This window comes from Cronobacter dublinensis subsp. dublinensis LMG 23823, from assembly GCF_001277235.1.
Classification (GTDB): Bacteria; Pseudomonadota; Gammaproteobacteria; order Enterobacterales; family Enterobacteriaceae; genus Cronobacter; species Cronobacter dublinensis.
In genome coordinates this window covers 4,173,443-4,200,054 of sequence record NZ_CP012266.1, presented here as the reverse complement: position 1 = coordinate 4,200,054, position 26,612 = coordinate 4,173,443, and the positions used below count along the sequence as shown (strand labels likewise).

The window sequence follows — 26,612 nt, the reverse complement described above, 5'->3', positions numbered from 1 at the left end:
ATTAGCGCATAAAAAAGCGGGCATGATTATACCCGCTGATAAAACACGAACACCTACCCCACCTGGTAGGGTGACTACCCCGGCAACCGGGTTTTTGGGCGACCCGGGCCCAGCAGAACAGCGAGTTTGCTGCCGCCATGCGTGGTTTCCATCCAGATCTTACAGACGCTGGTGAGCGGCACCGAGAGCAGCATACCGACCGGCCCCAGCAGCCATCCCCAGAACAGCAACGAGAGGAATACCACCATCGTGGACATCCCGAGGCGGTGGCCCATCATGCGCGGTTCGAGGATATTGCCGAGGATCATGTGCACCAGCAAAAACAGCAGGCCAACCATAAAGACTTCATACACGCCGTTGAACAGCAGCGCCTGGATCATCGGCGGAATGGCCGACAGCACCGCGCCGATATTCGGAATGTAATTGAGTAAAAAGCCCAGCACGCCCCACATCAGCGCGAACTGAATATCCAGCAGCGTCAGGCCGAGCCAGATAATTACGCCGGTCCAGAGACTGATAAGCGTTTTAAGCGCCAGATAGTGGCTGACGCCTTTTAGCGCGCGGTGCAGCCCGGCGATGTGCAGCTGCGGGTTAGAGAGCGCGAAGCGCAGCTTATAAGGCACGTGGCGCACTTCAAACAGCATAAAGACGACGGTCATCACCAGCAGCACAATACTCGCCATCGCGCCGGAGAGTTGCGTCATCAGCGTGGTCGCGAAGGTCACCATTTTCTCTGAGTCCATGCGTTGCAGCATGCGCTCCGGCGAAAGGTGCAGATGCATAAACGGCACCATTTGCTGTAGATGAAGCAGTTTTCGCGTCAGTTCCTTATTATATTTCGGCATTAACGCGACAAACTCATTAAACGAGGCGGCGAGCACGCCTAACAGTAGCGTCAGGCCTATCAGCATCACAATCACGACAATCGTAATGGCGACAGGGCGGCGAAAGCCCCGGCGCATAAACCAGGTCACCAGCGGGTTGAGCACAATAGCCAGAAACAGCGCCAGCAGCAGCGGAACAATCATGTCTGCCGCGGCGTGAATGCCCGCCAGAATGATGACCAGCGCCGCCAGCTTTTGCAGCATATGCAGGCCGACTTTATCTTGTTGGGGTTGTTGGGGTCGTTGTGGACCAATCATAACCAATTCCTTTTATGAGGGCTTTCTTAGTGTAGTGTGCATTGGGCAATGCGCCGCAGAGGGGAAGTCTGAAAGCCTGAGGTTTCCGTTGCAGGAAATATCAGGTTTATACTGTCGCTACCGCTGTTGCTGAAAAAGTGAAATGTCATGCCGGATGTCTGCGCCGAACCCGCGTTAAGCGGCCTGCGGCTGAACCTGAAAATCGTCTCTATTGTTATTTTTAACTTCGCTACCTTCCTGACTATCGGCCTGCCGCTGGCGGTACTGCCAGGCTATGTCCATGATGTGATGGGATTTAGCCCGTTCTGGGCGGGGCTTGTTATCAGCCTGCAGTATATCGCCACGCTGATAAGCCGTCCTCATGCCGGGCGTTACGCCGATCTCTGGGGGCCGAAAACCGTCGTGATCGTCGGCATGTTCGGCTGTCTGCTGAGCGGCGCGAGCTATTTTCTGGCGTGGTGGGGCGGCGGCTGGCCGCTGGCGTCGCTGGCGCTGCTATGCCTCGGGCGCGTAGTGCTGGGCTTTGGGCAGAGCTGCGCGGGGACCGGCTCGACGCTCTGGGGTGTCGGGGTGGTCGGTTCGGCGCATATCGGCAAAGTTATCTCCTGGAACGGCGTCGTCACCTATGGGGCGATGGCGGTCGGGGCGCCGCTCGGCGCGCTCTGTTACCGGCTGGGCGGCCTGCCGCTGGTGGCGGGCGTCATCATGGGCGTGGCGCTGCTCGGCATTGTGTTAGCGCTGCCGCGCCCGGCGGTGAAGGCCAGCAAAGGCAAACCGCTGCCGTTTCGCGCGGTGCTCGGTAAAGTCTGGCCGTTCGGTATGGCGCTTGCGCTTACGACCTCCGGCTTTGGGGTGATCGCCACCTTTATCACGCTCTTCTATCAGGCGAAAGGCTGGGACGGCGCGGCGTTTGCGCTCACGCTCTTTAGCGGCGCGTTCGTCGGCACGCGGTTGTTGTTCCCTAACGCGATAAACCGGCTGGGCGGCATTAACGTGACGCTTATCTGCGGCGTCGTCGAAACGCTCGGGCTGCTGCTGGTGGGGCTGGCGGTCGATCCGTGGATGGCGAAAGCGGGCACGTTTCTGGCGGGCGCGGGCTTTTCGCTGGTGTTCCCGGCGCTTGGCGTCGTGGCGGTGAAGGCGGTGCCGCAGAGCAATCAGGGCGCGGCGCTCGCCACCTATACGCTGTTTATGGATCTGTCGCTTGGGATAACCGGCCCTGCGGCGGGCGTGCTGATGGCCTGGGCGGGCGTACCGGCGATTTACCTCGCGGCGGCAGGGCTCGTGGCGCTCGCCATTCTGTTGAGCCTGCGCTTAAAAAAACGGCCCGCCCCGTAAAAGGCAGGCCGTTGAGATAAGCACGTTTATCGCGGCTTATTTCACCACGATGGTGTTGATGATGTTCTCTGCGGTGCTCTGCGCCTGCTGCTGATTGTCGGCAGGCAGCGTGATTTGCAAGGTCAGCAGCTGGTTATCAACGTTGCCCAGCAGCACGGAAGAGTAAGCGGTCTGGCCTTTGGCAGAGATGACGGTGTCGAGCTGCTGCATCTTCTGGCCTTTGACTTCAATCGCTTTATTGGTCACGACCTGCAGCTGCGGGTCGCGGGCGCGCTGCTGATCTTCAAGACGCTTCGCCAGCACTTCCAGCGACTCCTGGCTCTGCTGACCGATAATTACGATAACCGCTTTCTGGCCAGTGGCATCGGAGTAGACGTGCATGTTGTTCGCCTGGGTGCCCAGTTTCCCGCTCTGATCGGTCATATCCGCAGGCAGCGAGAAGCTCAGTTTGCCATCCAGCAGGCTGATTGGCTGGCCGGAGGCTTCACTCTGGGAAGCACCGGCGCTTGCCGGCGCGTTGCTGTCTTTGTTGTCGCAGGCGGCAAGCCCCATCACCAGCAGGCCAATACCGACATATTTCACCAGATTGCGCATTCACTTATTCCTTTACAAGAGACGGTCATCACGACCCATCCCTGCATCTTAACACAAGAAATTCCGTGAACCTTTAACCGCGCTGCAGCACGCGGAAATCGGATTTATCCGCCAGCTTTTTCAACAGCATATTCAGCAGAACGCCATACATCGGCAGGAAGAAAATCAGGCTGATAAGCACCTTGAAGGTGTAGTCCACAAGCGCGATTTCCATCCAGTGTTCGGCCATAAACGGGTCGGGGCTGCGCCAGAAGGCGATAAAGAAAAACGACAGCGTGTCGCTGACGTTGCCGAGCAGCAGCGACGCGCCCGGCGCGAGCCACCAGCGCGGGCTCTGACGCAGGCGGTTAAAGACATGCACGTCGAGAATTTGCCCCAGCGCATACGCCATAAAGCTCGCGGTCGCGATGCGCGCCACAAACAGGTTGAAGTGCGCCAGCGCGCCAAACCCCTGCCAGCTACCCATGTAGAACAGCGAGGAGATGACGTAGGAGACGAGCAGCGCAGGCACCATCACGGCGAAAATAATGCGTCGTGCCAGCGGCGCGCCAAAAATGCGCACGGTCAGATCGGTGGCGAGGAAAATAAACGGAAAGCTAAACGCGCCCCAGGTGGTGTGAAAACCAAAAATGGAGACCGGCAGCTGCACCAGATAGTTGCTGGAGGTGATCACCAGCAAATGAAACAACGAAAGCCAGACGAGCGCGTTGCGGCGCTGACCAGAAGTAAAGGACGTCATATTGTGACCTTTTTGTCAGTTGGGGTGAGGGAACCCAGTTCATCTTCACGCTTAAGGCAGACGCAGCGCGTTTGCGCAAAAGCCGCCGCATGATACTGCTTTGCGTCGCCAATGCAATGGTTAATTTTAACGCAATCGTTCACATGAGTTGCGTCACAAAAAACGGCGCGTAAACTAAAGCGGTTTTTCACTGACCCGAGAGAAGCATGACCGATCTGTTCGCCAATCCTGACCACACCCTGGACGCCCTCGGGCTGCGCTGCCCTGAGCCGATAATGATGGTGCGTAAAACCGTGCGCCATATGCAGCCTGGCGAAACGCTGCTGATCGTGGCCGACGATCCGGCGACGACGCGCGATATCCCCGGTTTCTGCCGCTTTATGGAGCATGAACTGGTGGCCTCGCAAACCGAAACGCTGCCGTATCGCTATGTGCTGCGTAAAGGTCAGTAATTCCTTCCAGAGCCGCGCCCTGCGGCTTTCTGAACCTGCGTCACATTCTTTTTAAACCCCTGTTTCAGAGTTTTTGCTTTTGTGAGGCGCTTCACCCCGGCTTTACAGGACGTCGTCTAATTTATAACCGTTAAATTAAAACGCCGTTTTATAACTAGCCTGTCTATACCTTCTGGAGCGACCCGATGAAAAAGCGATTGATACCGGCTTTCGCCGGTCTGTGCCTGTCCACCGCGTCACTGCTGTTTGCGCCCGCTCTTCACGCGCAAGTGATTAAAGCGGCCGATGTTCACCCGCAGGGGTATCCGAACGTCGTCGCCGTGCAAAATATGGGTGAAAAGTTAGAACAACAAACCAATGGCGACCTGGAAATCAAAGTCTTTCCGGGCGGCGTACTGGGCGATGAGAAGCAGATGATCGAGCAGGCGCAGATGGGGGCTATCGACATGATCCGCGTCTCGATGGCGCCGGTCGCAGCGATTTTGCCGGAGATCGAAGTGTTTACGCTGCCCTATGTGTTTCGCGATGAAGACCATATGCATAAGGTCATCGACGGCGATATCGGCAAGCAAATCGGCGACAAACTCACCAGTAGCCCGAAATCGCGGCTGGTCTTTTTAGGCTGGATGGATTCGGGCACCCGCAACTTAATTACTAAAAACCCGGTCATCAAACCGGAAGATTTACAGGGCATGAAAATCCGCGTCCAGGGCAGCCCTGTCGCTATCGGCACGCTGAAGGCGATGGGCGCGAACGCGGTCGCGATGGGCGTGAGCGAAGTTTACAGCGGCCTGCAAACCGGCGTTATCGACGGCGCGGAAAATAACCCGCCGACCTATATCGCTCACAACTACCTGCCGGTCGCCAAACACTACACCCTGAGCGGCCACTTTATCATTCCCGAAATGCTGCTTTATTCGAAAGTGAAGTGGGACAAGCTCAAACCCGAGCAGCAGCAGAAAATCCTGACCCTTGCCCGCGAGGCGCAAATGGAGCAGCGCGAGCTGTGGAATGCCTATAACAAACAGGCGCTCGACAAAATGAAAGCGGGCGGCGTGCAGTTCCACGACATCGATAAAGCGTATTTCGTGAAAGCGACAGAGCCGGTACGCGAGCAGTATGGCGCGAAGCACCAGGCGCTGATGCAGGCTATCGCCGACGTTAAATGATCCTCCGCGCCGGGCTCTCCCGGCGCCTTACCCTCTGCGGAGTTGTTATGTCCCGATTCTTGCTGGTCTGGATGGATCGCCTGTACCTGCTCGCCATGGTGGTGGCCGGGTTTGCGCTGTTGATTATGACGGTCGTGATCCCGATTGGTATTTTCTCACGCTACGCGCTTAATCGCGGTGAATCCTGGCCTGAGCCGGTCGCCATTATCTGTATGGTCACGTTCACGTTTATCGGCGCGGCGGTGGGCTATCGCGCGGGATCGCACATTGCGGTGAACATGCTCACCGACCGTCTGCCCGCGTTCGCGCAGCGGGTCTGCGCGCGCATTGTCGACGTGCTGATGCTGGTTATCTCACTGGTGATGTTTTACTACAGCGCCCTGTTGTGCGTGGAGCTCTGGGAGCAGCCGGTCGCGGAATTCCCGGTGCTGACCTCAGGGGAGAGCTACCTGCCGCTGCCGATTGGCTCGGCGATCATGATTCTGTTTGTCATCGAACGACTGCTGCTGGGTTCTCAGGAGAACCGTCCGGTCGTGCTGATTGGCAACCATAGCTGACGGGGAACACCATGGACGCTTTTATCTTACTGGCCACGCTTGCCGTGCTGCTGGCGCTGGGCATGCCGGTCGCTTTCGCGGTGGGCCTGAGCGCCATCGTGGGCGCGCTCTGGATAGACCTGCCGCTGGAGGCGTTAATGATTCAGATAACCAGCGGCGTTAACAAATTCACGCTGCTGGCGATTCCGTTTTTTATTCTGGCGGGCGCGATCATGGCCGAAGGCGGCATCGCCCGTCGGCTGGTGAACTTCGCCTATCTATTTGTGGGCTTTATCCGCGGCGGGCTGTCGCTGGTAAATATCGTCGCCTCGACGTTTTTCGGTGCGATTTCCGGCTCGTCAGTGGCGGATACCGCTTCTATCGGCAGCGTGATGATCCCGGAGATGGAAAAGAAAGGCTATCCGCGCGAGTACGCGGCGGCGGTGACGGCGAGCGGTTCGGTGCAGGCTATCCTCATTCCGCCCAGCCATAACTCGGTGATTTATTCGCTGGCGGCGGGCGGCACGGTTTCTATTGCGACGCTGTTTATCGCGGGCGTGCTACCTGGGCTGCTATTGGGCCTGAGCCTGATGAGCCTCTGCATCGCCTTCGCCCGGCGGCGCGGCTACCCGAAGGGCGAGCGTATCCCGTTTAAGCAGGCGCTGAAGATTTTCGTTGACGCACTGTGGGGGCTGATGACGGTGGTTATCATACTGGGCGGGATTATGAGTGGCGTGTTTACCGCCACGGAGTCCGCCGCGGTAGCCTGTCTGTGGGCGTTTTTCGTGACGATGTTTATCTATCGCGACTATAAGTGGAGCGAGTTGCCGAAGCTGATGTTCCGCACCGTGAAAACGGTGACGATTGTGATGATCCTCATCGGGTTTGCCGCCGCCTTCGGCGCGGTGATGACGTACATGCAGTTGCCAACGCGCATTACCGAGTTTTTCACTACGCTTTCGGATAACAAATACGTCATCCTGATGTATCTCAATATCATGCTGTTGCTCATCGGCACGCTGATGGACATGGCACCGATCATTTTGATCCTGACGCCGGTACTATTGCCGGTGACTAACCAGCTTGGCATCGATCCGGTGCATTTCGGGATGATCATGATGGTGAACCTCGGGATAGGGCTGATTACGCCGCCGGTGGGCTCGGTGCTGTTTGTCGCAAGCGCAGTCAGCAAGCAGAATATCGAAAGCGTGGTGCGCGCCATGCTGCCGTTTTATAGCGTGCTGCTGATTGTGCTGGCGATGGTGACCTATATTCCGGCGATATCGCTCTGGTTGCCGCGCGTACTGGGGATGATGTAAAAGTGAGCGGGTAAGGCTGCCTTACCCGCTCAACGGATACTCTCGATGGGTTTAGTCCGGTGGGTAAGCGCAACGCCACCCACCGTGTTCCGCTGTCATCTGCGCTGTCGCAGCAGCCTTAACGCGTTGGCGGTCACTAATACCGTTGCGCCGGTGTCGGCCAGCACGGCGAGCCACAGGCCGGTTAACCCGAGCAGCGTCGTGACGAGGAAAACCGCTTTTAACCCCAGCGCGATGGCGATGTTCTGGCGAATATTGCGGTGCGTGGCACGGGCGAGCGCGATCATCTCCGGCAGCGCCGTGAGACGGTTGTGCGTCAGCGCCGCGTCGGCGGCTTCCAGCGCCACATCGGTGCCGCTGCCCATCGCGATACCGATAGTGGCGGCTTTCATCGCGGGCGCGTCATTGATACCGTCGCCCACCACCGCCAGCGGCGCGCGGGCATTGAGCGTATTCACCTGTTCGACCTTATCGGCAGGCAGCAGCCCGGCGCGATAATCCATGCCGAGCGCGTGTGCGATAGCCGCCGCCGCGCGCGGATTATCGCCGGTCAGCATCACGCTCTGAATGCCCATCGCACGCAGTTTTTCCACCGCGTCGCGCGCGTCGGCGCGCTGGGTATCACGCAGCGCCAGCGTACCCAGCAACTGATCGCTCGCGGTCACGACGATAACCGTCTGCCCCTGCGCTTCCTGGTCGCGGATGCGCTGTTGCCACTCGTCTGGCAACGTTATCGACACCTTATCCGGCGCGCTGATGCGCACGGTGCGGCCTTCCACCTGCGCTTCGACGCCCACGCCTGCCAGCGTGCGTTGCGCACCGGCGCGTAACGCGGCCACGCTGCGCGCGTTCGCCTCGCGCACGACCGCCTGCGCCAGCGGATGCGTGCTGCCCTGTTCCACGGCAGCGGCGAAGGCCAGCAGCGCCGCCGCCTCCAGCCCCTCGACCGCATCGACCGCCGTTACCTGCGGCGTCCCGGCGGTCAGCGTGCCGGTCTTATCAAACGCTATCTGTTCGACGCGCCCGAGCGCCTCCAGCGCCGCGCCGCCTTTAATCAGCGCGCCAAACCGCGTGGCGGCGGCAAGGCCGGACGTAATGGCCGCGGGCGTCGAAATCACCAGCGCGCACGGACAGCCAATCAGCAGCAGCGCCAGCGCTTTGTAAATCCATGCCAGCCAGGGCGCGGCGAACAGCAGCGGCGGGATCAGCGCCGTCAGCAGCGCCGCCGCCATAATGGCCGGGGTATAAAGGCGGCTGAAACGGTCGATAAAACGCTCAATCGGCGCACGCTTCGCTTCCGCTTCTTCAATCAGATGCAAAATTCGGTCAATGGCGCTCTCGCCGGGGCGCGAGGTCACCTCCAGCGAGACAAGCCGGTCAACGCTGGTGGCGCCTGCCGGGATGTTATCGCCCGGCTGATGCTCAACGGGGAGCGATTCGCCGGTCAGCGCGCTCTCATCGAAACTCGCGGTAGCGGCAAGCAGCCTGCCGTCTGCCGGTAGCCGCCCGCCTGCGGCCACTTCAATCACGTCGCCGGGCTGAAGCGCGCTTATCGCGACCGTTTCACGGGCGTCGCCGCGCAAACGTACGGCGGTTTCCGGGCGCAGCGCCACCAGCGCGCTGACGCCGCTGCGCGCGCGGTTCGCCGCCCAGCCTTCCAGTCGTTCGCCCACTAAATAGAGCAGCAACACCATCGCTGCCTCTTCGCTGGCGCCAATGATCAGCGCGCCGGTGGCGGCGACGCTCATCAGGGTTTCGATGGCAAAAGGATTGCCGCTGCGCGTCAGACGCCACGCCTGACGCGCAACCGGGAACAGGCCGACCAGCGTTGTGACGATAAACGCCGCGCGGCCCGCCAGCGGGTGGAACTGCTCCAGCGCCCAGCTCAGCGCCATCAGCGCGGCGATAATGAGGATCGGCAGGTTTTCGCGCCAGGCCGACGGGGCGGCGGGCGCGGCGGCTTGCGTATCGCGCAGCGTATAACCGGCGGCGCGTACCGCCTGTTCAATGGCCTCGCGTCGGGAGGACGGCGCATCCACGACCAGTTTTTCGGTCGCGAACAGCACCTGCACATGGCGAACCCCTGCCACCTTGCGCACCGCGTTTTCCACTTTGCGCGCGCAGGCGGCGCAGTCCATACCGGCGACCTGCCAGCTCAGCGCGCCTTCGGGTTCGACCGCTGGCGACGTGGGCTCGCAGGCGCCGCTCGCGCAGCAGGGCGCGTCGCCGGCTGTCGGTTTCTGCGGCGCAGGCGTGAGCGTCATTTTCGCAAACTGCGGCGTCTGGCGGGGTTTTTCTGAAGGGGTGCTCATGGCGCCTCCGGTAATGATAATTTTCTCATTACCGGAGCTTACACTCTGGAGTCGACTCCAGAGTCAAGAGAATTGTGGGCGGAATTTCACCGCCCGTTGGTCAGATATAGAGCGCGCGGACAATCATAAAGTGGCCCGCGAAATAACACGCGGCGGCAATCGCGCTGTCGGCGGTAAAACGCTTACGGTAATGACTGCCGAGCCAGATGATAGCGTTCAGCAGCAGCAGCGTCGCGCCTGCAAAACCCGAGAAGCTGGTGTCGGTCGGGCGAAAGAAATAGAGCTCGCCTGCGAGCCACACCATCACCAGCGTCATGCCGATATAGGTGCAGATGGGCCAGCGCAGCTCTTCGAGGCGGGTCCAGATCGTCGCTATCAGCGCCACGCCAATCACCAGCAGCGCCAGCGGCAGCGGCCAGAAGAACGACAGCGTCATCTGGCTGGCGAACCAGATGGTATACAGCAGGTGCGAGAGGAAAAACGCGCCGAAGGCGTAGAGCAACCGCTGGCGCGGCAGCAGCATCAGCGCATCGCCCGCGAGCGTCGCCACGAGACCCGCCAGCACCAGATAGCCCGTTGGGCTCACGAGCGGCGCCTGCCAGCCCAGCAGCAGCAACAGCAACAGCGTTAACGGTTTGAACACCCAGCGTTGCCAGGTCGCGCCACGGTAAGACGCATCGACATACAGCCAACCGGATAAAAAGACAGCAATAAACGACCAAAGCATGATAAGTCCCTGATTCAGTTATTGTAACGTGCGCAGATAACGCGCGGCCCTTCATTTCAGTCTAGTGGTCAGACAGCCGGGATGACAACGCCTGGCGCTGCGGGGTATTCTTAAAAAGATCTGAGCCGCCGGAACCCATCATGAGTAAGCCACCGCTTTTTTTCATTATTATCATTGCGTTAATCGTTGCAGCCGCCTCTTTTCGCTATGTGCAGCAGCGGCGCGAGAAAACAGAAAATGACGCGGCGCCGGTCACGCAGGAAAACGTCGTCGTGGCGAGCAAGCGGGAAAAGCCTGCCAGCGGGCGGCGTTCGCGCGAGCAACAGGTCGCGCCGCCTGCGCAAACCGTGCGGTATGAGGCGACGTTTCGCCCGCAGGAAGGCGGGGCGGAGATGCGGTTTCGGCTGGATGAGGCCCATTATCACCAGCTGACGGTGGGCGACCGGGGCCAGCTGGTGTATCAGGGATCGCGGTTTATGGAGTTTGTGCCCGCGCCCGCGCGGTAGTGCGAACGGGCGGGTGCGGTTCGCTTATCCGCCCGACAACATGCTCGCGTGTTAACGCGGCTTCTTCTGCTTCTTCTGCCAGGCGATCAATTCAAACACGCCGAAGATAAAAATACGCGCCTGTTCAAAACGGCTTAATGGCGGGGCGTCTTTAGGCTGCGTGGCGCGCAGTAACGATAATTGCAGGATATGCATGATTATCATGAAAAACAGCGCCACGTTGACGAAAATATTCAGCGGGCGCGGGAATGGCTGGACCAGGTTCAGCACCAGAAAGCCCCACACGCCCAGCATCAGCAGGCGACCCAGATTAATCAGCATGTTCCTCTCCTTGTGTTTCGCGCAGATAGAGCCGGTAAGCCACCTGGCCCGCGACCTTTTCCCGGTGCAGCTGCCAGCTGGCAGGAACCGGCGGCAGGCCGTTTTCCACTTCACTTTCAACGTAAATCAGCGCCTGCGGCGCGAGCCAGCCCCGTGTTTCCAGCAGGGTTAAGGTTTCTTCCAGCAGCCCTTTGCGAAACGGCGGATCGACAAACACGATGTCGTGCGGCTCGCCGCTCTGACTCAAAAAATTGAGTGTGTTAGTGTTCACTACCTTTCCGGCGCTGGATTTGAGCGTAGCAAGGTTTTTCTGAAGCTGCTGCGCGACGCCGCGCTCCATCTCAAGCAGCGTTGCGCTTGCGGCGTAACGGGAGAGCGCCTCCAGGCCCAGCGCGCCGCTTCCGGCGAAGCAATCCAGGCAGCGCGCGCCGACCAGATACGGCGCCAGCCAGTTAAACAGGGTTTCGCGCACGCGGTCGGTGGTCGGGCGCAGGCCGGGGCTGTCGGGCACCGGCAGCTTTCTGCCGCGCCACTGTCCGCCAATAATGCGGATCTGGCCGCTACCTGAGGAGGTTGGTTTCTTCATTATGCTCACACGCTTTTCAGTCTGGGCTGCTATTCTAGCGGCGCAAACGGGCGGGCGAAACCTCCGTGCGGCGGTATGCCGCCCCGGCGGGAAAGTGGTAGACTAACTTATTCATTCACAATTTTTTTCAGTACCCTGAGCCAGACGACGGGACTGCGCCATGTATTAACCGCGAGGAGTGCATTCGCCAATGGCAAAAGAGAAGAAACGTGGCTTTTTTTCCTGGCTCGGTTTTGGCCAGAAAGAGCAGGCAGAAACTGAAGCCGAACAACAAAAAGTAACAGAACAACCCGCGGCGACAGAAGAGCGCGTTGAGCCTGACGCACAGACAACTGCTGAAGAGACGACGCACTCCCTGGCGGAGTCCGAAAAGTTCGCTGAAGACGTGGTCGCGGTCAGCGAAAGCGTCGTTCATGAAGAACAGGAAAAGGCCGGGCAGCCGGAGCCGGTAGCGGCCCCCGCACAGCCGGAAACTGAACAGCCGCAGGCGGTAACGCCGCCGGTGGTGGAAGCCGAAGAGTGGCTGCCAGAGCAGGAAGAAAACCGCGCGCCGGTTGACATAGCGCCTGAACCCGTTGCTGAAACGGTGCCGGAAACGATCGTTGAAGAAGACGTTATCGAAGAGGCGGCTGTTATCGACGCGCCGGTCGTTGAAGAGCCGAACGTTGAGCCTGCGGCACCAGACGTTTCGCACGATGAAGACGAGGTTGCGCAAGACGCGCCGATCAGCGAAGAAGAGCTGGCCGCGCTGGCCGCCGACCCGGAAGCGGCGCTCGAAACCGAGCCGGAGGCGATCGAAGACGCAGCGCCGGTCGCGGAGCAGGAGAAACCGACCAAAGAGGGTTTCTTCGCACGTCTTAAGCGCAGCCTGCTGAAAACGAAAGAAAATCTCGGTTCCGGATTTATCAGTCTGTTCCGCGGCAAAAAAATCGACGACGATCTGTTCGAGGAGCTGGAAGAGCAGCTGCTGATTGCCGACGTGGGCGTGGACACTACCCGGAAGATTATCGCTAACCTGACCGAAGGCGCGAGCCGCAAGCAGTTACGCGATGCCGAAGCCCTTTACGGCCTGCTGAAAGAAGAGATGGGCGAGATCCTCGCCAAAGTAGACGAGCCGCTGAAGGTGGAAGGCAAAACGCCGTTCGTTATCCTGATGGTCGGCGTGAACGGCGTGGGGAAAACCACCACCATCGGCAAGCTGGCGCGTCAGTTCGAGCAGCAGGGCAAGTCGGTCATGCTGGCGGCGGGGGATACCTTCCGTGCGGCGGCGGTGGAACAGCTCCAGGTCTGGGGTCAGCGCAATAACATTCCGGTTATCGCGCAGCACACCGGCGCGGATTCCGCCTCGGTGATTTTCGACGCCATTCAGGCGGCGAAAGCGCGCGGCGTGGACGTGCTGATTGCCGATACCGCCGGGCGTTTGCAGAATAAATCGCACCTGATGGAAGAGTTGAAAAAGATTGTCCGCGTGATGAAAAAGCTCGACGAGAACGCGCCGCACGAAGTGATGCTGACCATCGACGCCAGCACCGGCCAGAACGCGGTCAGCCAGGCGAAGCTGTTCCATGAGGCGGTCGGGCTTACCGGCATCACGCTCACCAAGCTGGACGGCACCGCTAAAGGCGGCGTTATCTTCTCGGTGGCCGATCAGTTTGGCATTCCGATTCGCTACATTGGCGTGGGCGAACGTATTGAAGATTTGCGTCCGTTTAACGCGGGCGACTTTATTGAGGCACTTTTTGCCCGAGAGGATTAACCATGATTCGCTTTGAACATGTCAGCAAAGCCTATCTCGGTGGGAGACAAGCGCTGCAGGGGGTGACCTTCCACCTGCGGCCTGGCGAGATGTCTTTTCTTACCGGCCACTCCGGCGCCGGTAAGAGTACGCTGCTGAAGCTGATTTGCGGTATCGAACGGCCCAGCGCCGGGAAAATCTGGTTTGGCGGCCATGAGATAAGCCGCCTGAAAAACCGTGAAGTGCCGTTCCTGCGGCGTCAGATCGGCATGATTTTTCAGGATCACCACCTGCTGATGGACAGAACAGTCTACGATAATGTGGCGATCCCGCTGATTATCGCGGGCGCCAGCGGCGAAGACATTCGTCGTCGCGTCTCGGCGGCGCTGGATAAAGTCGGCCTGCTGGACAAAGCGAAAAATTTCCCGATCCAGCTCTCTGGCGGTGAACAGCAGCGCGTGGGCATCGCCCGCGCCGTGGTGAATAAACCTGCCGTACTGCTGGCGGATGAACCGACGGGCAACCTGGATGACGCCCTCTCGGAAGGCATTCTGCGTCTTTTCGAAGAGTTTAACCGCGTCGGGGTAACGGTACTGATGGCGACGCATGACACCGGGCTTATCTCACGGCGCAGCTACCCGGTGCTCACCCTGAGCGACGGGCATTTGCATGGAGGCCGTGTTGGTGAATAAACGTGACGCGCTGAATGAAATTCGGCGCTTTAGCAACAAGCTGGATAATCTCCGTAAACAGCGTTCCTCCGGTGAAACAGGACGACCTGTGCAGAAGCGAAATAAAGGCGCTAACGTCAAAGGCAAATCCCGGCAGGGCGGCATCAACGAACAGGTGCGTTACGCCTGGCAGGGCGCGCTTGCCGATCTGAAAAGCAAACCGCTCGCCACGTTTTTAACCATCATGGTGATTGCCATCTCGCTGACGCTGCCAAGCGTCTGCTACATGGTTTATAAAAACGTCAGCGAGGCGGCGACGCAGTATTACCCGTCACCGCAGATAACCGTTTATCTCGATAAAACGCTCGACGATAACGCGGCCCAGCAGGTGGTGGGCCAGCTACAGGCTGAACCGGGCGTCGCGAAGGTCAATTATCTGTCGCGCGACGAAGCGCTGGGCGAGTTCCGCAACTGGTCAGGCTTTGGCGGCGCGCTCGATATGCTGGAAGAAAACCCGCTACCGGCGGTGGTCGTGGTGGAGCCGAAGCTCGATTTCCAGAGCAGCGAGGCGCTTAATACGCTGCGCGATCGCGTGGCGCGCCTGCAGGGCGTGGACGAAGTGCGCATGGATGACAGCTGGTTCGCGCGCCTTTCGGCGCTCACCGGGCTGGTAGGCCGTGTGGCGGCCATGATCGGCGTGCTGATGGTCGCGGCGGTATTCCTCGTTATCGGCAACAGCGTGCGCCTGAGTATTTTCGCGCGTCGTGACACCATCAACGTGCAGAAACTCATTGGCGCGACGGATGGTTTTATTCTGCGCCCGTTCCTTTACGGCGGCGCGCTGCTCGGTTTTACCGGCGCATTACTTTCACTGATTCTGTCAGAAATTTTGGTGATGCGGTTATCCGCCGCCGTGACGGACGTGGCGAAAGTTTTCGGAACCACGTTTGAAATCAGCGGGTTATCTTTCGATGAATGCCTGCTGTTGCTGCTGGTTTGCTCGATGATCGGCTGGGCTGCCGCCTGGCTTGCGACCGTGCAACATTTACGTCACTTTACTCCGGAATAAAAAATATTTGTTATAATCATCCCCTGCTGCGAGTTCCCGTCAGCAGGGGATGCGTGCTAACGAATTCCGCTTCTTCTGCCCACGCTTTTTCATAGCAATGTCACATTTTGTGCGTAATTTATTCACAAGCCTCACGGGAACTTGTGGATAAAATCACGGTCTGATAAAAGAGTGGCTGATATTCTCGTTGCTCAAACATACTGGCCCGTTTGTTGCCTGATGGGGACGAACGCCAGTCCGATGTCGATTGAGAGGATTTGAATGACCAAAGAAATGCAAACTTTAGCTTTAGCCCCGGTCGGTAACCTGGAGTCGTATATCCGGGCGGCCAACGCCTGGCCGATGTTATCGGCAGACGAAGAGCGGGCACTGGCTGAAAAGCTGCATTACCAGGGCGATCTGGAAGCAGCGAAAAAGCTGATCCTGTCCCACCTGCGTTTTGTTGTTCATATCGCTCGTAACTACGCGGGCTATGGCCTGCCGCAGGCGGACCTGATTCAGGAAGGCAATATTGGCCTGATGAAAGCGGTGCGTCGCTTCAACCCGGAAGTGGGCGTGCGTCTGGTGTCGTTCGCCGTGCACTGGATCAAAGCGGAAATTCACGAGTATGTGCTGCGTAACTGGCGCATCGTGAAGGTCGCCACCACCAAAGCGCAGCGTAAGCTGTTCTTTAACCTGCGTAAAACCAAGCAGCGTCTGGGCTGGTTTAACCAGGACGAAGTCGAAATGGTGGCCCGCGAGCTGGGCGTTTCCAGCAAAGACGTGCGCGAGATGGAGTCGCGTATGGCCGCGCAGGATATGACCTTCGATATGTCGTCAGACGATGACGCAGGCGACAGCCAGCCGATGGCCCCGGTGCTGTTCCTTCAGGATAAATCTTCCAACTTTGCCGATGGCATTGAGGATGACAACTGGGAAGAGCACGCCGCCGACAAACTGACCGATGCCATGCAGGGTCTCGACGAGCGCAGCCAGCAGATCATTCGCGCGCGCTGGCTGGACGAAGACAACAAAAGCACGCTGCAGGAGCTGGCAGATCGCTACGGCGTTTCCGCCGAGCGCGTGCGTCAGCTTGAAAAGAACGCGATGAAAAAACTGCGCGCCGCGATAGAAGCGTAAGCCACGCGCAGCCTATACACCCCGCCTTATGCGGGGTGTTTTGTTTTATGCGTACCGAATAAGTGACGGGTACGCCTCCCCGATACAGGCCAGCAGCGCTTTAAACGCGCCCTCCATTTTCTCTTCCGCCACGCAGGCGAAACCCATCAGCAGCCCTCGTCGCCGGTTCTCCGTCAGGTAATAGCGCGAAAGCGGACGCACCAGAATATCGCGCGCGTTGGCAAGACGGGCGATGGCCTCGTCGTCGGCGTCATCTGGCAGATTCAGCACCAGATGCAGCCCGGCGTTATCGCTGAAATCCGACAGCGCCTGCGGGCCGAGATAGCGCGTGATAAGCGCGGTCAGGCACGCCCGACGACGGCCATACAGCAGCCGCATACGCCGGATATGCGCGCTGTAATGCCCGGCCTCGATAAACTCCGCCAGCGCTGCCTGGATAATCGAATGGCCGCCGCGATAAAGCTCCGCATGGGCGGTTTTCATCGCCTGCGCCAGCGCGCGCGGCAGCACCACGTAGCCGATACGCAGCCCCGGATAGAGCGTTTTGCTAAACGTGCCGATGTATATCACCGGCGGGTCGGCCACCAGCCCCTGCAGCGCCGGGATCGGCTGGCCTGAGAAGCGAAACTCGCTGTCGTAATCGTCTTCGACAATCCAGCTGCCGGTCTGACGCGCCAGCGTCAGCAGCCGCTGGCGGCGCTCCAGGCTCATCACCGCGCCGAGGGGGTACTGGTGCGACGGCGTGACGAAAATCAGCCGCGGCGGCGCTTCCCAGCGCGCAGGCGGCACCATGCCTGCCCGGTCGACCGCCACCGGCTCGATACTCACTTCATTCATCTGCAACACATGCCGGATACCCCAGTAGGACGGTTCTTCCACCCATGCCACATCGCCGCGATCGCACAGCATGCGCGCCACGAGATCGATAGCCTGATGAATGCCTTCCGTTATCAGCACCTGATCGGCGGCGCAGTGCACCGAGCGCGACACCCGTAAGTAATCGACCAGCGCGCGTTGCAGTTCCGGCGTACCGCCCTGGCAGCTGTAGGTTAGGCGCTGCGGGGTCGGGCGACGGCTGAGTCGCGCCTGGATTTTACTGAAGAGCTGATGCGGAAAGGCGTGCACATCCGGCACGCCGGGAATAAACGCGCCCCACTGTTTCGGGCTGGCGCTCACCTGGTCGAGCAGCGTTTTTCCGCGCGAAGAGAAGCCTGCGGGCGAGACGCGATCGTGCTCCCCTTGCGCCACCGGCGGCGCAGATAACAGGCTGTCCGGCAGCATTCCGGCGACGAATGTTCCGCTGCCGGCGCGTGAGGTCACATATCCTTCTGCCAGTAATTGTTCGTAAACTGTTAACACTGTGTTACGGGAAAGGCCAAGCTGCTGGGCGAGATCCCGTGAGGCGGGCAGGCGGCTTTGCGCAGGCAGGCTGCCGTCGAGAATGGACAGGCGAAGCGCGTTGTAGAGCCGCTTATGCAGGCGCTCATCGCGCTGTTCGCCGAGACGAAGCAATAAGAGATCGGACACTAAAGAATGCAATTGGATCCCTCATTTATTCGAAACTGGTACTCGATTATAGGGCCATAGCCTGGGTAAATAAACGTCACTGTTTCATGTTTGTTGCTAAAAAGTGACGTTTATCAGCAGGAGATTGAGGGTGAAAAATTCAGAATTGAATCAACGTCGTCAGAGCGCCACCCCACGTGGCGTCGGCGTGATGTGCGGCTTTTATGCCGAAAAAGCCGAAAACGCCACCCTGTGGGACGTGGAAGGCAACGAGATTATCGACTTCGCCGCAGGCATCGCGGTGCTAAACACCGGGCACCGCCACCCGCGCGTGGTAGAGGCCATTGAAAACCAGCTGCGCGCCTTTACCCACACGGCGTACCAGATTGTGCCCTACGAAAGTTATGTGTCGCTGGCCGAGCGCATCAATGAACGCGCGCCCATCGACGGCCCGGCGAAAACCGCGTTCTTCACCACCGGCGCGGAAGCCGTTGAGAACGCCGTAAAAATCGCCCGCGCGTATACCCGTCGCCCCGGGCTGATTACCTTCGGCGGCGGCTTTCATGGCCGCACGTTTATGACGATGGCGCTGACCGGCAAAGTGGCGCCGTACAAAATCGGCTTCGGCCCGTTCCCTGGCTCCGTTTTCCACGCGCAGTACCCGAACGACCTGCACGGCGTGTCGGTGGATGATGCAATGGCGAGCCTGGAGCGCATTTTCAAAGCCGATATCGCGCCGGATCAGGTGGCGGCCATCGTGCTGGAGCCGGTGCAGGGCGAAGGCGGCTTCAACGTGGCGCCGCCGGCGTTTATGCAGGCGCTGCGCGCGCTGTGCGACGAGCATGGGATTTTGCTGATCGCCGATGAAGTGCAGACCGGTTTTGCCCGCACCGGCAAGCTGTTCGCGATGGAGCATTACAGCGTGAAGCCCGATCTGCTGACGATGGCGAAAAGCCTCGCGGGCGGGATGCCGCTCTCTGGTGTGGTCGGGCGAGCGGACGTGATGGACGCGCCCGCGCCGGGCGGCCTCGGCGGTACCTATGCGGGTAACCCGCTGGCGGTCGCGGCGGCGCACGCGGTGCTGGACGTGATCGATGAGGAAAACCTCTGCCAGCGCGCCAATGAGCTGGGCCAGCATCTGAAAGAGGTGCTGAACCAGGCGCGCCAGCATTGCCCGGCGATCGCCGAGGTGCGCGGGCAGGGCTCGATGGTGGCGGTGGAGTTTAACGATCCGCAGACCGGCAAGCCGTCGCCGTCGTTTACCCAGGAGGTGCAGGCGCGCGCCCGTGAAGAAGGCCTGTTGCTGTTGAGCTGCGGCGTTTACGGCAACGTTATCCGCTTCCTGTATCCGCTGACCATTCCGGATGCGCAGTTCAGTAAAGCGCTGGCCATTCTGTCGCGCGCGCTGGGCCGATAAACCCGGCCGCACGGCGGGTGCGCGAGGCTTACCCGCCCTACGGTAAGCGAATCTTTGCTAATACGTAGGGTGGGTAAGCGCAGCGCATCCACCAGACCAAACCCAACGGAACAGGATTGCCCCGAGGGCGCCCGCCTTATGGCCTGGCCGCCGCGCAGCAGCGGGCCATAACGGCGCGTCTTTGGGGCCACCTGCGAAGGAACGCGCTTCGGGAGGCTGACAGGCCCGAAGCTTAAATATCTCACTTGCTAACACAATAAAACACCGTGAACACAACCGCTTCCGGTGGTGATAGCCGCCGGATATTTAAGGAAGATCTATGTCTGAGAACACAACCTCCGCATCACTGTGGGCGGCCCGAGAGCGGGCTGCGTCATCACCGAAATCGCTGAGCTTCCTCGAAGGCGTGGCGATGATCGTCGGCACCAACATCGGCGCAGGCGTCCTCTCTATCGCCTATGCCTCCAGTAAAGCGGGCTTTATCCCGCTCCTGTTTTGGCTCGCTCTTGTCGGCGTGCTGACCACCATCACTATGCTGTATGTCGCCGAAGCGACGCTGCGCACCCGCGCGCATTTGCAGTTAAGCGGTCTCGCGGGGCGCTACGTCGGGCGCATCGGCGCCTGGCTGATGTTTGCCTCGGTGTGCGTTAACAGCGTCGGCGCGCTCACTGCCTACATGACCGGCAGCGGCAAGCTTTTAAGCTCGCTTATTGGCGTGTCGCCCGCCATCGGCAGTCTGATTTTCTTTATCCCGGCGGCGGGTATTCTCTGGCTCGGCCTGAAGGCCATCGGCCGCGGCGAGAAGTTCATCAGCATCGGCATGGTGGTGATGATCGCGGTGCTGGTCATCGCCACGCTGCTGCATGAATCCACCCAGATGCGCTGGCTGCTGGACGGTGACTGGCGCTATATGGTGCCGGTGTTTAACGTCACCGCGTTCTGCTTCGCCGCGCAATACATCGTGCCGGAGATGGCGCGCGGTTTCGCCGACAAACCGGAAAAGCTGCCGAAGGCGATTATCGTCGGGATGATTATCACCTTTACGCTGCTGGCGCTGGTGCCGCTCTCGGTTATCGCGCTGAGCGGGCTTAATAACATCTCTGAAGTGGCGACCATCTCCTGGGGCCGCGCGCTGGGCGAATGGGCGTTCTTCTCGGCCAATATTTTCGCGCTCTGCGCGATGCTCACCTCTTACTGGGGGCTGGGCGGCAGTTTCCTGACCAATATCTTCGACAAATTCCGCCTCGGCGACGACGCGCAGCCGTTCAAACGCCTCGGCGTACTGGCGGTGGTGGCGCTGCCGCCGTTCGCGCTCGCCTACAGCGGCATGGTCTCTTTTGTGAACGCGCTCTACTTTGCAGGGGTGTTCAGCGGCGTGATCCTCTCCATTATGCCTATCCTTATTTTGCGCGGCGCGCGTCGCCATGGGGAGATATCGCCCCGCTGGCAGTGTACCTGGAGCACGCATCCGTTCATTCAGACGCTGATTGTCGTGCTGTATGTCGCCAGCGCGATTTACGCGGTGCTCTCCGCCTTCGGTTATCTGCCTGCGGGCTGGTAAAACCCGATAACCCGCCGCGTGACAGGCGCGGCGGATGTTTTTTGACCGCTCCCCGCCATAATTGACGTGAAAAATAGTGATTCCAAATTCATAAAAATGGGGTATGTTTTTAGCAGAGTATGCTGCTTTTAGCCGGGCGGCAGGGCTTAAAACCATTATTAAATGCTGCGCTTACAAGCGAAGCGGAAATAAAGTAGCGAAAAACAACAACACCACAACTGCAATGACCACAAGAATGGGGAACCTCAGGATGAAAATGAAGGGTAAAGCGTTACTGGCAGGCGCGATTGCGCTGGCGATGAGCAGCATGGCGATGGCGGAAGATATTAAAATTGCCGTGGTGGGCGCCATGTCTGGCCCGGTAGCGCAATACGGCGACCAGGAATTCACCGGTGCCGAGCAGGCCGTTGCCGATATCAACGCCAAAGGCGGCATCAAAGGCAACAAGCTGGTTATCACCAAATACGACGACGCCTGCGACCCGAAACAAGCGGTGGCGGTAGCGAACAAAGTGGTTAACGACGGCGTGAAATATGTTATCGGCCACCTCTGCTCCTCCTCCACGCAGCCCGCGTCGGATATTTACGAAGACGAAGGCATTCTGATGATCACCCCGGCCGCGACGGCACCGGAGCTGACCGCGCGCGGCTATAAACTCATTCTGCGTACCACCGGTCTGGATTCCGACCAGGGTCCGACCGCGGCGAAATACATTCTCGATAAAGTGAAGCCAAAAAATATCGCGGTTATTCACGACAAACAGCAGTATGGCGAAGGCCTGGCCCGCGCGGTACAGGACGGCCTGAAGAAAGGCGGCGCGCATGTGGTCTTCTTTGACGGCATCACCGCTGGTGAGAAAGATTTCTCCACGCTGGTGGCGCGTCTGAAGAAAGAAAACATCGATTTCGTCTATTACGGCGGCTACCACCCGGAAATGGGGCAGATCCTGCGTCAGGCGCGCGCGGCAGGCCTGAAAACCCAGTTTATGGGCCCGGAAGGCGTGGCGAACGTGTCGCTCTCTAACATCGCGGGCGAGTCTGCCGAAGGCATGCTGGTGACCAAGCCGAAGAACTACGATCAGGTGCCGGCGAACAAACCGATTGTGGATGCTATCAAGGCCAAAAAACAGGATCCGAGCGGCGCGTTTGTGTGGACCACCTACGCCGCGCTGCAGTCTCTGGCTGCTGGTCTGAACCAGAGCGATGACCCGGCGGAAATCGCTAAATACCTGAAAGCGAACTCCGTAGAAACGGTGATGGGGCCGCTGACCTGGGATGCGAAGGGCGATCTGAAAGGGTTTGAGTTCGGCGTGTTTACCTGGCATGCCAATGGTACGGCGACCGACGCCAAATAATTATTTCCCCGGCGTCTTTCGCACGACAGCAGCGTTGGCTGCACCCTTCAACCCCGGTCACTTACTGATGTAAGCTCCCGGGGATTTCAGGGCTTGCCGCCTTGCTGTAGCACGAAATACTTGGGTAAATAGGTGTTGCGTCTTTCGCGCGACAGCGGCGTTGACTGCACCCTTCAACCCCGGTCACTTACTGATGTAAGCTCCCGGGGATTTCAGGGTTTGCCGCCTTGCTGTAGCACGAAATACGTGGGTAAATAGGCTGTTGCGTCTTTCGCGCGACAGCGGTGTATGCCGCTGTCGCGTAAGCTAGATAAGCGCAGCGCATCCACCCGTCTATTAACATCACGCCTCTACGCGTTTCACCCAGCCATCCTGCTGCGCCGCGAAGCCCAGCGTCTGCATAAACGCGTTCATCACGTTGTAGTCTTCCACGCCGATATCCATCACCCACCAGTCGGTCATCGACGGGTTGTCACGGATCGTCTCTTCAATCAGGTAATGCCCGACGCCGCGGCGGCGCGTAACGTCCCGCACCCGCAGGGAGTCCATCGCGCCTTCGGTGCCGCGCAGCGTCACGCGCACCGCGCCCAGCAGCCGCTCGTTAAAGCGCGCGGCGTAAATGCGATGGTTCTCATCAAGACGTAACGAATCAGAAGGATATTCCGGCCAAATCTTTGCGAGGTCGATTTTGTCCTGTTCACTCAGGGTATGCAGACGAAGGATAGTCAGTTTCATAAACACGCTTTCCGCCAGAGAGGGATAACTGAGTTTACCCGATTTTTTCCGGCTGCTGCGCCCCCTGGTGAGATCTATTCGGCAGCTGATTAGTTTTTGTCTTACTCATTAGGTAGCGGGAAAGCGCGGGGAATGAAATTTAACCAGCAGATAACCCTGAATGGTAGCGTTTTATCTGGCTAATAGTACCGATATTTTATGCTATTCGTTGCGCTTTTTTTTGTTTATCTCAGCCATATTTCAGAATATTATCTTTGCTTAATAGACTGAAAAATAGATGTTTTAATTATAGTTTCGCTAAAAACCACGCTAACCCTTTAAAGAGACAGGTAAAAATAGCGTTGTCTATTAAAACAGCAGAATATTTTTTAACCATAATAAAACTTATTAGCAACACACAACACGAACGGGGATGTAAGGATGAACAGCAACGCAACGCGCGTGCGTGCGGGGATGATAGCGCTGTCGCGATCGCAGGCGATGAACGCGCAGGCTATCTACCGTGACTTTGCCGCGCGGATAAAAGCATTACATGGCGCGAATACCGTGCATGGGCCGCTGAACTGGGATGAAAAAGGCGATCTGAAGGGAGTTGAAGCAGGTGTTTTCGAGTGGCATGCCGACGGTGCGCTCACCGTTGCGAAAAGCGGGCCGTCTGTCGCCGTGAATTAAAGCATACCCGATGTTCATCCCGCCTGTCGGCGCGTCGCTGGCAGGTTTTAATAAGGTTACGTTATGTCCGAGCAGTTTCTCTATTTTCTGCAGCAGATGTTTAACGGCGTCACGCTGGGCAGCACCTACGCGCTTATCGCCATCGGCTACACCATGGTCTACGGCATTATCGGCATGATCAACTTCGCCCACGGCGAGGTCTATATGATTGGCAGCTATGTGTCATTCATGATCATCGCAGCGCTCATGATGATGGGCATCGACGCCAGCTGGCTGCTGGTCGGCGCCGCGTTTATCGGGGCGATTGTCGTCTCCAGCGCCTACGGCTGGAGCATCGAGCGCGTGGCGTATCGCCCCGTGCGCAGCTCCAAGCGCCTGATTGCGCTCATCTCCGCCATCGGGATGTCGATTTTCCTGCAAAACTACGTCAGCCTCACCCAGGGCTCGCGCGATGTCGCGCTGCCAAGCCTGTTTAACGGCCAGTGGACCATCGGCAGCAGCGATAACTTCGCCGCCAGTATCACCACTATGCAGCTGGTTATCTGGGTCGTGACGTTTGTCGCGATGCTCGCGCTCACGCTGTTTATTCGCTACTCCCGCATGGGCCGTGCGTGTCGCGCCTGCGCCGAAGATCTGAAAATGGCGAGCCTGCTTGGCATCAACACCGACCGCGTTATCGCGCTCACCTTTGTGATCGGCGCGGCGATGGCGGCAGTGGCAGGCGTGCTGCTCGGCCAGTTCTACGGCGTTATCAACCCGTACATCGGCTTTATGGCCGGGATGAAAGCCTTCACCGCCGCCGTGCTTGGCGGCATCGGCAGCATCCCGGGCGCGATGATTGGCGGGCTTATCCTCGGCGTGACCGAATCGCTCTGCTCCGCCTATCTCAGCACCGAATATAAAGATGTCGTGTCGTTTGCCCTGTTGATCGGCGTACTGTTGGTGATGCCGACCGGTATTCTGGGCCGCCCGGAGGTAGAAAAAGTATGAAACCGATGCATTTTGTGGCGGCGCTGCTGGCGGCCGCCATGTTCTTCCTGCTGGCAGGCATTTTTATGGGCGTTCAGCTTGAGCTGGACGGCACGCGTCTTGTGGTCGATACCGCCGACAGCATCCGCTGGGAGTGGATTGCCATCGGCACCGGCGTGGTCTTTTTGTTCCAGCTCCTGCGCCCGCTGTTCCAGAAGGGCCTGAAAAACGTCTCCGGGCCGAAGTTTATTCTGCCTGCGATCGACGGCTCGACGGTCAAACAAAAGCTGTTTCTGCTGGGCCTTCTGGCGCTCGCCGTCGCGTGGCCGTTTATGGTTTCGCGCGGCACGGTAGATATCGCCACGCTGACCATGATCTATGTGATCCTCGGCCTCGGTCTGAACGTGGTGGTGGGGCTTTCCGGCCTGCTGGTGCTGGGCTACGGCGGCTTTTACGCCATCGGCGCTTACACCTTCGCGCTGCTGAACCACTACTATGGGCTGGGCTTCTGGACCTGTCTGCCGCTGGCGGGCCTGGTCTCTGCCGCCGCCGGTTTCCTGCTTGGTTTTCCGGTCTTGCGCCTGCGCGGCGACTATCTGGCGATTGTGACGCTCGGCTTTGGCGAAATCGTCCGTATTCTGCTGCTCAATAACACCGATATCACCGGCGGCCCGAACGGCATCAGCCAGATCCCGAAACCGACCTTCTTAGGCCTGGAGTTCAGCCGCACCGCGCGTGAAGGGGGCTGGGATACGTTCAGCAACTTCTTCGGCGTGAAGTATGACCCCGCCGACCGCGTTATCTGGCTCTACCTGGTGGCGCTGCTGCTGGTGGTGTTCTCGCTGTTCGTGATTAACCGTCTGCTGCGTATGCCGCTTGGCCGCGCGTGGGAAGCGCTGCGCGAAGATGAGATTGCCTGCCGTTCGCTCGGCCTCAACCCGACGCGCATCAAGCTCACCGCCTTTACCATCAGCGCCGCGTTCGCCGGTTTCGCCGGGACGCTGTTCGCCGCGCGCCAGGGTTTCGTTAGCCCTGAATCGTTCACCTTCGCGGAGTCCGCATTCGTGCTGGCGATTGTGGTGCTGGGCGGCATGGGCTCGCAGTTCGCGGTGATCCTCGCCGCCATTCTGCTGGTGGTGTCGCGTGAACTGATGCGCGACCTGAATGAATACAGCATGCTGGTGCTGGGCGGTCTGATGGTGCTGATGATGATCTGGCGTCCGCAGGGGTTACTGCCGATGACGCGCCCGCAGCTGAAACTGAAAAACGGTGTGAGCAGTAAAGGAGAGCAGGCATGAGTCAGCCCTTATTATCCGTCAACGGCCTGATGATGCGCTTTGGCGGCCTGCTTGCCGTGAATAACGTCTCGCTTGAACTGCGCGAGCGTGAAATCGTCTCGCTGATTGGCCCGAACGGGGCCGGTAAAACCACGGTGTTCAACTGCCTGACCGGCTTTTACAAGCCCACCGGCGGCACCATTATGCTGCGCGACCAGCATCTTGAAGGGCTGCCGGGCCAGCAGATCGCCCGCATGGGCGTGGTGCGCACCTTCCAGCACGTGCGTCTGTTTCGCGAAATGACCGTGATTGAAAACCTGCTGGTGGCGCAACATCAGCAACTGAAATCCGGGCTGTTTTCCGGCCTGCTGAAAACCCCGGCATTTCGTCGCGCCCACAGCGAGGCGCTGGATCGCGCCGCCACCTGGCTTGAGCGCATTAATCTGTTGCAGCACGCCAACCGCCAGGCGGGCAACCTCGCCTACGGCGACCAGCGTCGTCTGGAGATAGCCCGCTGCATGGTGACGCAGCCGGAGATCCTGATGCTCGATGAACCCGCCGCGGGCCTCAACCCGAAAGAGACCAAAGAGCTGGACGAGCTGATCGTCGAACTGCGTAATCATCACGACACCACCATTCTGCTGATTGAGCACGATATGAAACTGGTGATGGGCATTTCCGATCGTATTTATGTCGTGAATCAGGGGACGCCGCTTGCCAACGGCACGCCGGAGCAAATCCGCAATAACCCTGACGTGATTCGTGCATACCTGGGTGAGGCATAAG

At 59.1% G+C, this 26,612-nt stretch carries 25 protein-coding genes and 1 pseudogene; 17 read left to right on the top strand and 9 right to left on the bottom strand.

Features of this window, described 5'->3' with window-relative positions; genetic code table 11:
* Positions 1-74: 74 nt before the first annotated feature.
* Positions 75-1,142 (bottom strand): AI-2E family transporter, encoded by a 1,068-nt coding sequence (locus AFK67_RS19495; protein ID WP_007730642.1) that lies wholly within the window; start codon positions 1,140-1,142, stop codon positions 75-77.
* A 147-nt stretch (positions 1,143-1,289) separates the two neighbouring features.
* On the opposite strand from AFK67_RS19495, the gene AFK67_RS19490 reads away from it, so the two are divergent.
* Complete coding sequence (locus tag AFK67_RS19490; protein WP_007730641.1) at positions 1,290-2,480, top strand: MFS transporter; 1,191 nt, start codon at positions 1,290-1,292, stop codon at positions 2,478-2,480.
* Between the two features lie 36 nt (positions 2,481-2,516).
* On the opposite strand, the gene AFK67_RS19485 is transcribed toward AFK67_RS19490, so the two are convergent.
* On the bottom strand, positions 2,517-3,074 hold the full coding sequence (locus AFK67_RS19485) for a DcrB family lipoprotein (protein WP_007730640.1): 558 nt from the start codon (positions 3,072-3,074) through the stop codon (positions 2,517-2,519).
* Between the two features lie 73 nt (positions 3,075-3,147).
* Entirely contained in the window at positions 3,148-3,813 is a 666-nt protein-coding gene (locus AFK67_RS19480) for a 7-cyano-7-deazaguanine/7-aminomethyl-7-deazaguanine transporter (RefSeq protein WP_007730639.1), read from the bottom strand.
* Between the two features lie 206 nt (positions 3,814-4,019).
* Between AFK67_RS19480 and tusA the strand changes: the two genes are divergently transcribed.
* From tusA to AFK67_RS19460, 4 genes are all read left to right on the top strand, one after another.
* Positions 4,020-4,265, top strand: coding sequence for a sulfurtransferase TusA (gene tusA / locus AFK67_RS19475; protein ID WP_007730637.1), 246 nt, complete (start codon positions 4,020-4,022; stop codon positions 4,263-4,265).
* A 185-nt stretch (positions 4,266-4,450) separates the two neighbouring features.
* Positions 4,451-5,434, top strand: coding sequence for a TRAP transporter substrate-binding protein (locus tag AFK67_RS19470; RefSeq protein WP_007730636.1), 984 nt, complete (start codon positions 4,451-4,453; stop codon positions 5,432-5,434).
* Between the two features lie 47 nt (positions 5,435-5,481).
* Positions 5,482-5,991 carry a TRAP transporter small permease gene (locus AFK67_RS19465; RefSeq protein ID WP_007730635.1) on the top strand — a complete coding sequence of 170 codons (510 nt, stop codon included), beginning with the start codon at positions 5,482-5,484 and terminating at the stop codon, positions 5,989-5,991.
* Positions 5,992-6,002: 11 nt separating this feature from the next.
* A complete protein-coding gene (locus AFK67_RS19460; protein WP_007730634.1) occupies positions 6,003-7,289 on the top strand; it encodes a TRAP transporter large permease in 1,287 nt (428 codons plus the stop codon).
* A 95-nt stretch (positions 7,290-7,384) separates the two neighbouring features.
* Here the strand turns inward: AFK67_RS19460 and zntA are convergent, their stop codons facing one another.
* Together zntA and AFK67_RS19450 are read right to left on the bottom strand one after the other, a co-directional pair.
* A complete protein-coding gene (gene zntA, locus AFK67_RS19455) occupies positions 7,385-9,601 on the bottom strand; it encodes a Zn(II)/Cd(II)/Pb(II) translocating P-type ATPase ZntA (protein ID WP_007730633.1) in 2,217 nt (738 codons plus the stop codon).
* 100 nt (positions 9,602-9,701) lie between these two features.
* On the bottom strand, positions 9,702-10,328 hold the full coding sequence (locus tag AFK67_RS19450; RefSeq protein WP_007730632.1) for a lysoplasmalogenase: 627 nt from the start codon (positions 10,326-10,328) through the stop codon (positions 9,702-9,704).
* 140 nt (positions 10,329-10,468) lie between these two features.
* On the opposite strand from AFK67_RS19450, the gene AFK67_RS19445 reads away from it, so the two are divergent.
* Positions 10,469-10,834, top strand: coding sequence for a DUF2500 domain-containing protein (locus AFK67_RS19445; protein WP_007730628.1), 366 nt, complete (start codon positions 10,469-10,471; stop codon positions 10,832-10,834).
* A gap of 51 nt (positions 10,835-10,885) precedes the next feature.
* On the opposite strand, the gene AFK67_RS19440 is transcribed toward AFK67_RS19445, so the two are convergent.
* Both AFK67_RS19440 and rsmD read right to left on the bottom strand, forming a co-directional pair.
* A complete protein-coding gene (locus AFK67_RS19440; protein WP_007730626.1) occupies positions 10,886-11,155 on the bottom strand; it encodes a DUF1145 family protein in 270 nt (89 codons plus the stop codon).
* Positions 11,145-11,741, bottom strand: coding sequence for a 16S rRNA (guanine(966)-N(2))-methyltransferase (gene rsmD, locus AFK67_RS19435; RefSeq protein WP_032967606.1), 597 nt, complete (start codon positions 11,739-11,741; stop codon positions 11,145-11,147). Before rsmD ends, AFK67_RS19440 begins: the two co-directional genes overlap by 11 nt.
* 190 nt (positions 11,742-11,931) lie before the next feature.
* On the opposite strand from rsmD, the gene ftsY reads away from it, so the two are divergent.
* From ftsY to rpoH, 4 genes are all read left to right on the top strand, one after another.
* Complete coding sequence (gene ftsY / locus AFK67_RS19430; protein WP_007730618.1) at positions 11,932-13,497, top strand: signal recognition particle-docking protein FtsY; 1,566 nt, start codon at positions 11,932-11,934, stop codon at positions 13,495-13,497.
* A gap of 2 nt (positions 13,498-13,499) precedes the next feature.
* The gene (ftsE, locus tag AFK67_RS19425; RefSeq protein ID WP_007730616.1) at positions 13,500-14,168 is read left to right on the top strand and encodes a cell division ATP-binding protein FtsE; all 669 of its coding nucleotides are present in this window, start codon (positions 13,500-13,502) and stop codon (positions 14,166-14,168) included.
* Positions 14,161-15,216 carry a permease-like cell division protein FtsX gene (ftsX, locus tag AFK67_RS19420; protein ID WP_007730613.1) on the top strand — a complete coding sequence of 352 codons (1,056 nt, stop codon included), beginning with the start codon at positions 14,161-14,163 and terminating at the stop codon, positions 15,214-15,216. Before ftsE ends, ftsX begins: the two co-directional genes overlap by 8 nt.
* Positions 15,217-15,477: 261 nt before the next feature.
* On the top strand, positions 15,478-16,335 hold the full coding sequence (gene rpoH, locus AFK67_RS19415) for an RNA polymerase sigma factor RpoH (RefSeq protein ID WP_007753261.1): 858 nt from the start codon (positions 15,478-15,480) through the stop codon (positions 16,333-16,335).
* 45 nt (positions 16,336-16,380) lie between these two features.
* On the opposite strand, the gene pdxR is transcribed toward rpoH, so the two are convergent.
* On the bottom strand, positions 16,381-17,874 hold the full coding sequence (pdxR, locus tag AFK67_RS19410; protein ID WP_007730607.1) for a MocR-like pyridoxine biosynthesis transcription factor PdxR: 1,494 nt from the start codon (positions 17,872-17,874) through the stop codon (positions 16,381-16,383).
* Positions 17,875-17,992: 118 nt separating this feature from the next.
* Here pdxR and AFK67_RS19405 point away from each other — a divergent pair, with 118 nt between their 5' ends.
* The 3 genes from AFK67_RS19405 (at position 17,993) to AFK67_RS19395 (ending at position 22,173) form a co-directional block, all read left to right on the top strand.
* A complete protein-coding gene (locus AFK67_RS19405) occupies positions 17,993-19,258 on the top strand; it encodes a 4-aminobutyrate--2-oxoglutarate transaminase (protein ID WP_007730605.1) in 1,266 nt (421 codons plus the stop codon).
* A 319-nt stretch (positions 19,259-19,577) separates the two neighbouring features.
* The gene (locus AFK67_RS19400) at positions 19,578-20,819 is read left to right on the top strand and encodes an aromatic amino acid transport family protein (protein ID WP_007730602.1); all 1,242 of its coding nucleotides are present in this window, start codon (positions 19,578-19,580) and stop codon (positions 20,817-20,819) included.
* Positions 20,820-21,069: 250 nt separating this feature from the next.
* Positions 21,070-22,173: a branched-chain amino acid ABC transporter substrate-binding protein gene (locus AFK67_RS19395; RefSeq protein WP_007753250.1), complete on the top strand. Its 1,104-nt coding sequence runs from the start codon at positions 21,070-21,072 to the stop codon at positions 22,171-22,173.
* A gap of 342 nt (positions 22,174-22,515) precedes the next feature.
* Here AFK67_RS19395 and panM read toward each other — a convergent pair whose 3' ends face one another.
* On the bottom strand, positions 22,516-22,908 hold the full coding sequence (panM, locus tag AFK67_RS19390) for an aspartate 1-decarboxylase autocleavage activator PanM (protein WP_007730596.1): 393 nt from the start codon (positions 22,906-22,908) through the stop codon (positions 22,516-22,518).
* 531 nt (positions 22,909-23,439) lie between these two features.
* Between panM and AFK67_RS23495 the strand changes: the two are divergent.
* The 4 genes and pseudogenes from AFK67_RS23495 to livG form a co-directional block, all read left to right on the top strand.
* Positions 23,440-23,580, top strand: a pseudogene (locus AFK67_RS23495) (amino acid-binding protein); the annotation flags it as partial.
* A gap of 63 nt (positions 23,581-23,643) precedes the next feature.
* A complete protein-coding gene (gene livH, locus AFK67_RS19380; RefSeq protein WP_007730591.1) occupies positions 23,644-24,570 on the top strand; it encodes a high-affinity branched-chain amino acid ABC transporter permease LivH in 927 nt (308 codons plus the stop codon).
* A complete protein-coding gene (locus AFK67_RS19375) occupies positions 24,567-25,847 on the top strand; it encodes a high-affinity branched-chain amino acid ABC transporter permease LivM (RefSeq protein ID WP_007730589.1) in 1,281 nt (426 codons plus the stop codon). Before livH ends, AFK67_RS19375 begins: the two co-directional genes overlap by 4 nt.
* A complete protein-coding gene (gene livG / locus AFK67_RS19370) occupies positions 25,844-26,611 on the top strand; it encodes a high-affinity branched-chain amino acid ABC transporter ATP-binding protein LivG (RefSeq protein WP_007730587.1) in 768 nt (255 codons plus the stop codon). Before AFK67_RS19375 ends, livG begins: the two co-directional genes overlap by 4 nt.
* Position 26,612 lies beyond the last annotated feature (1 nt).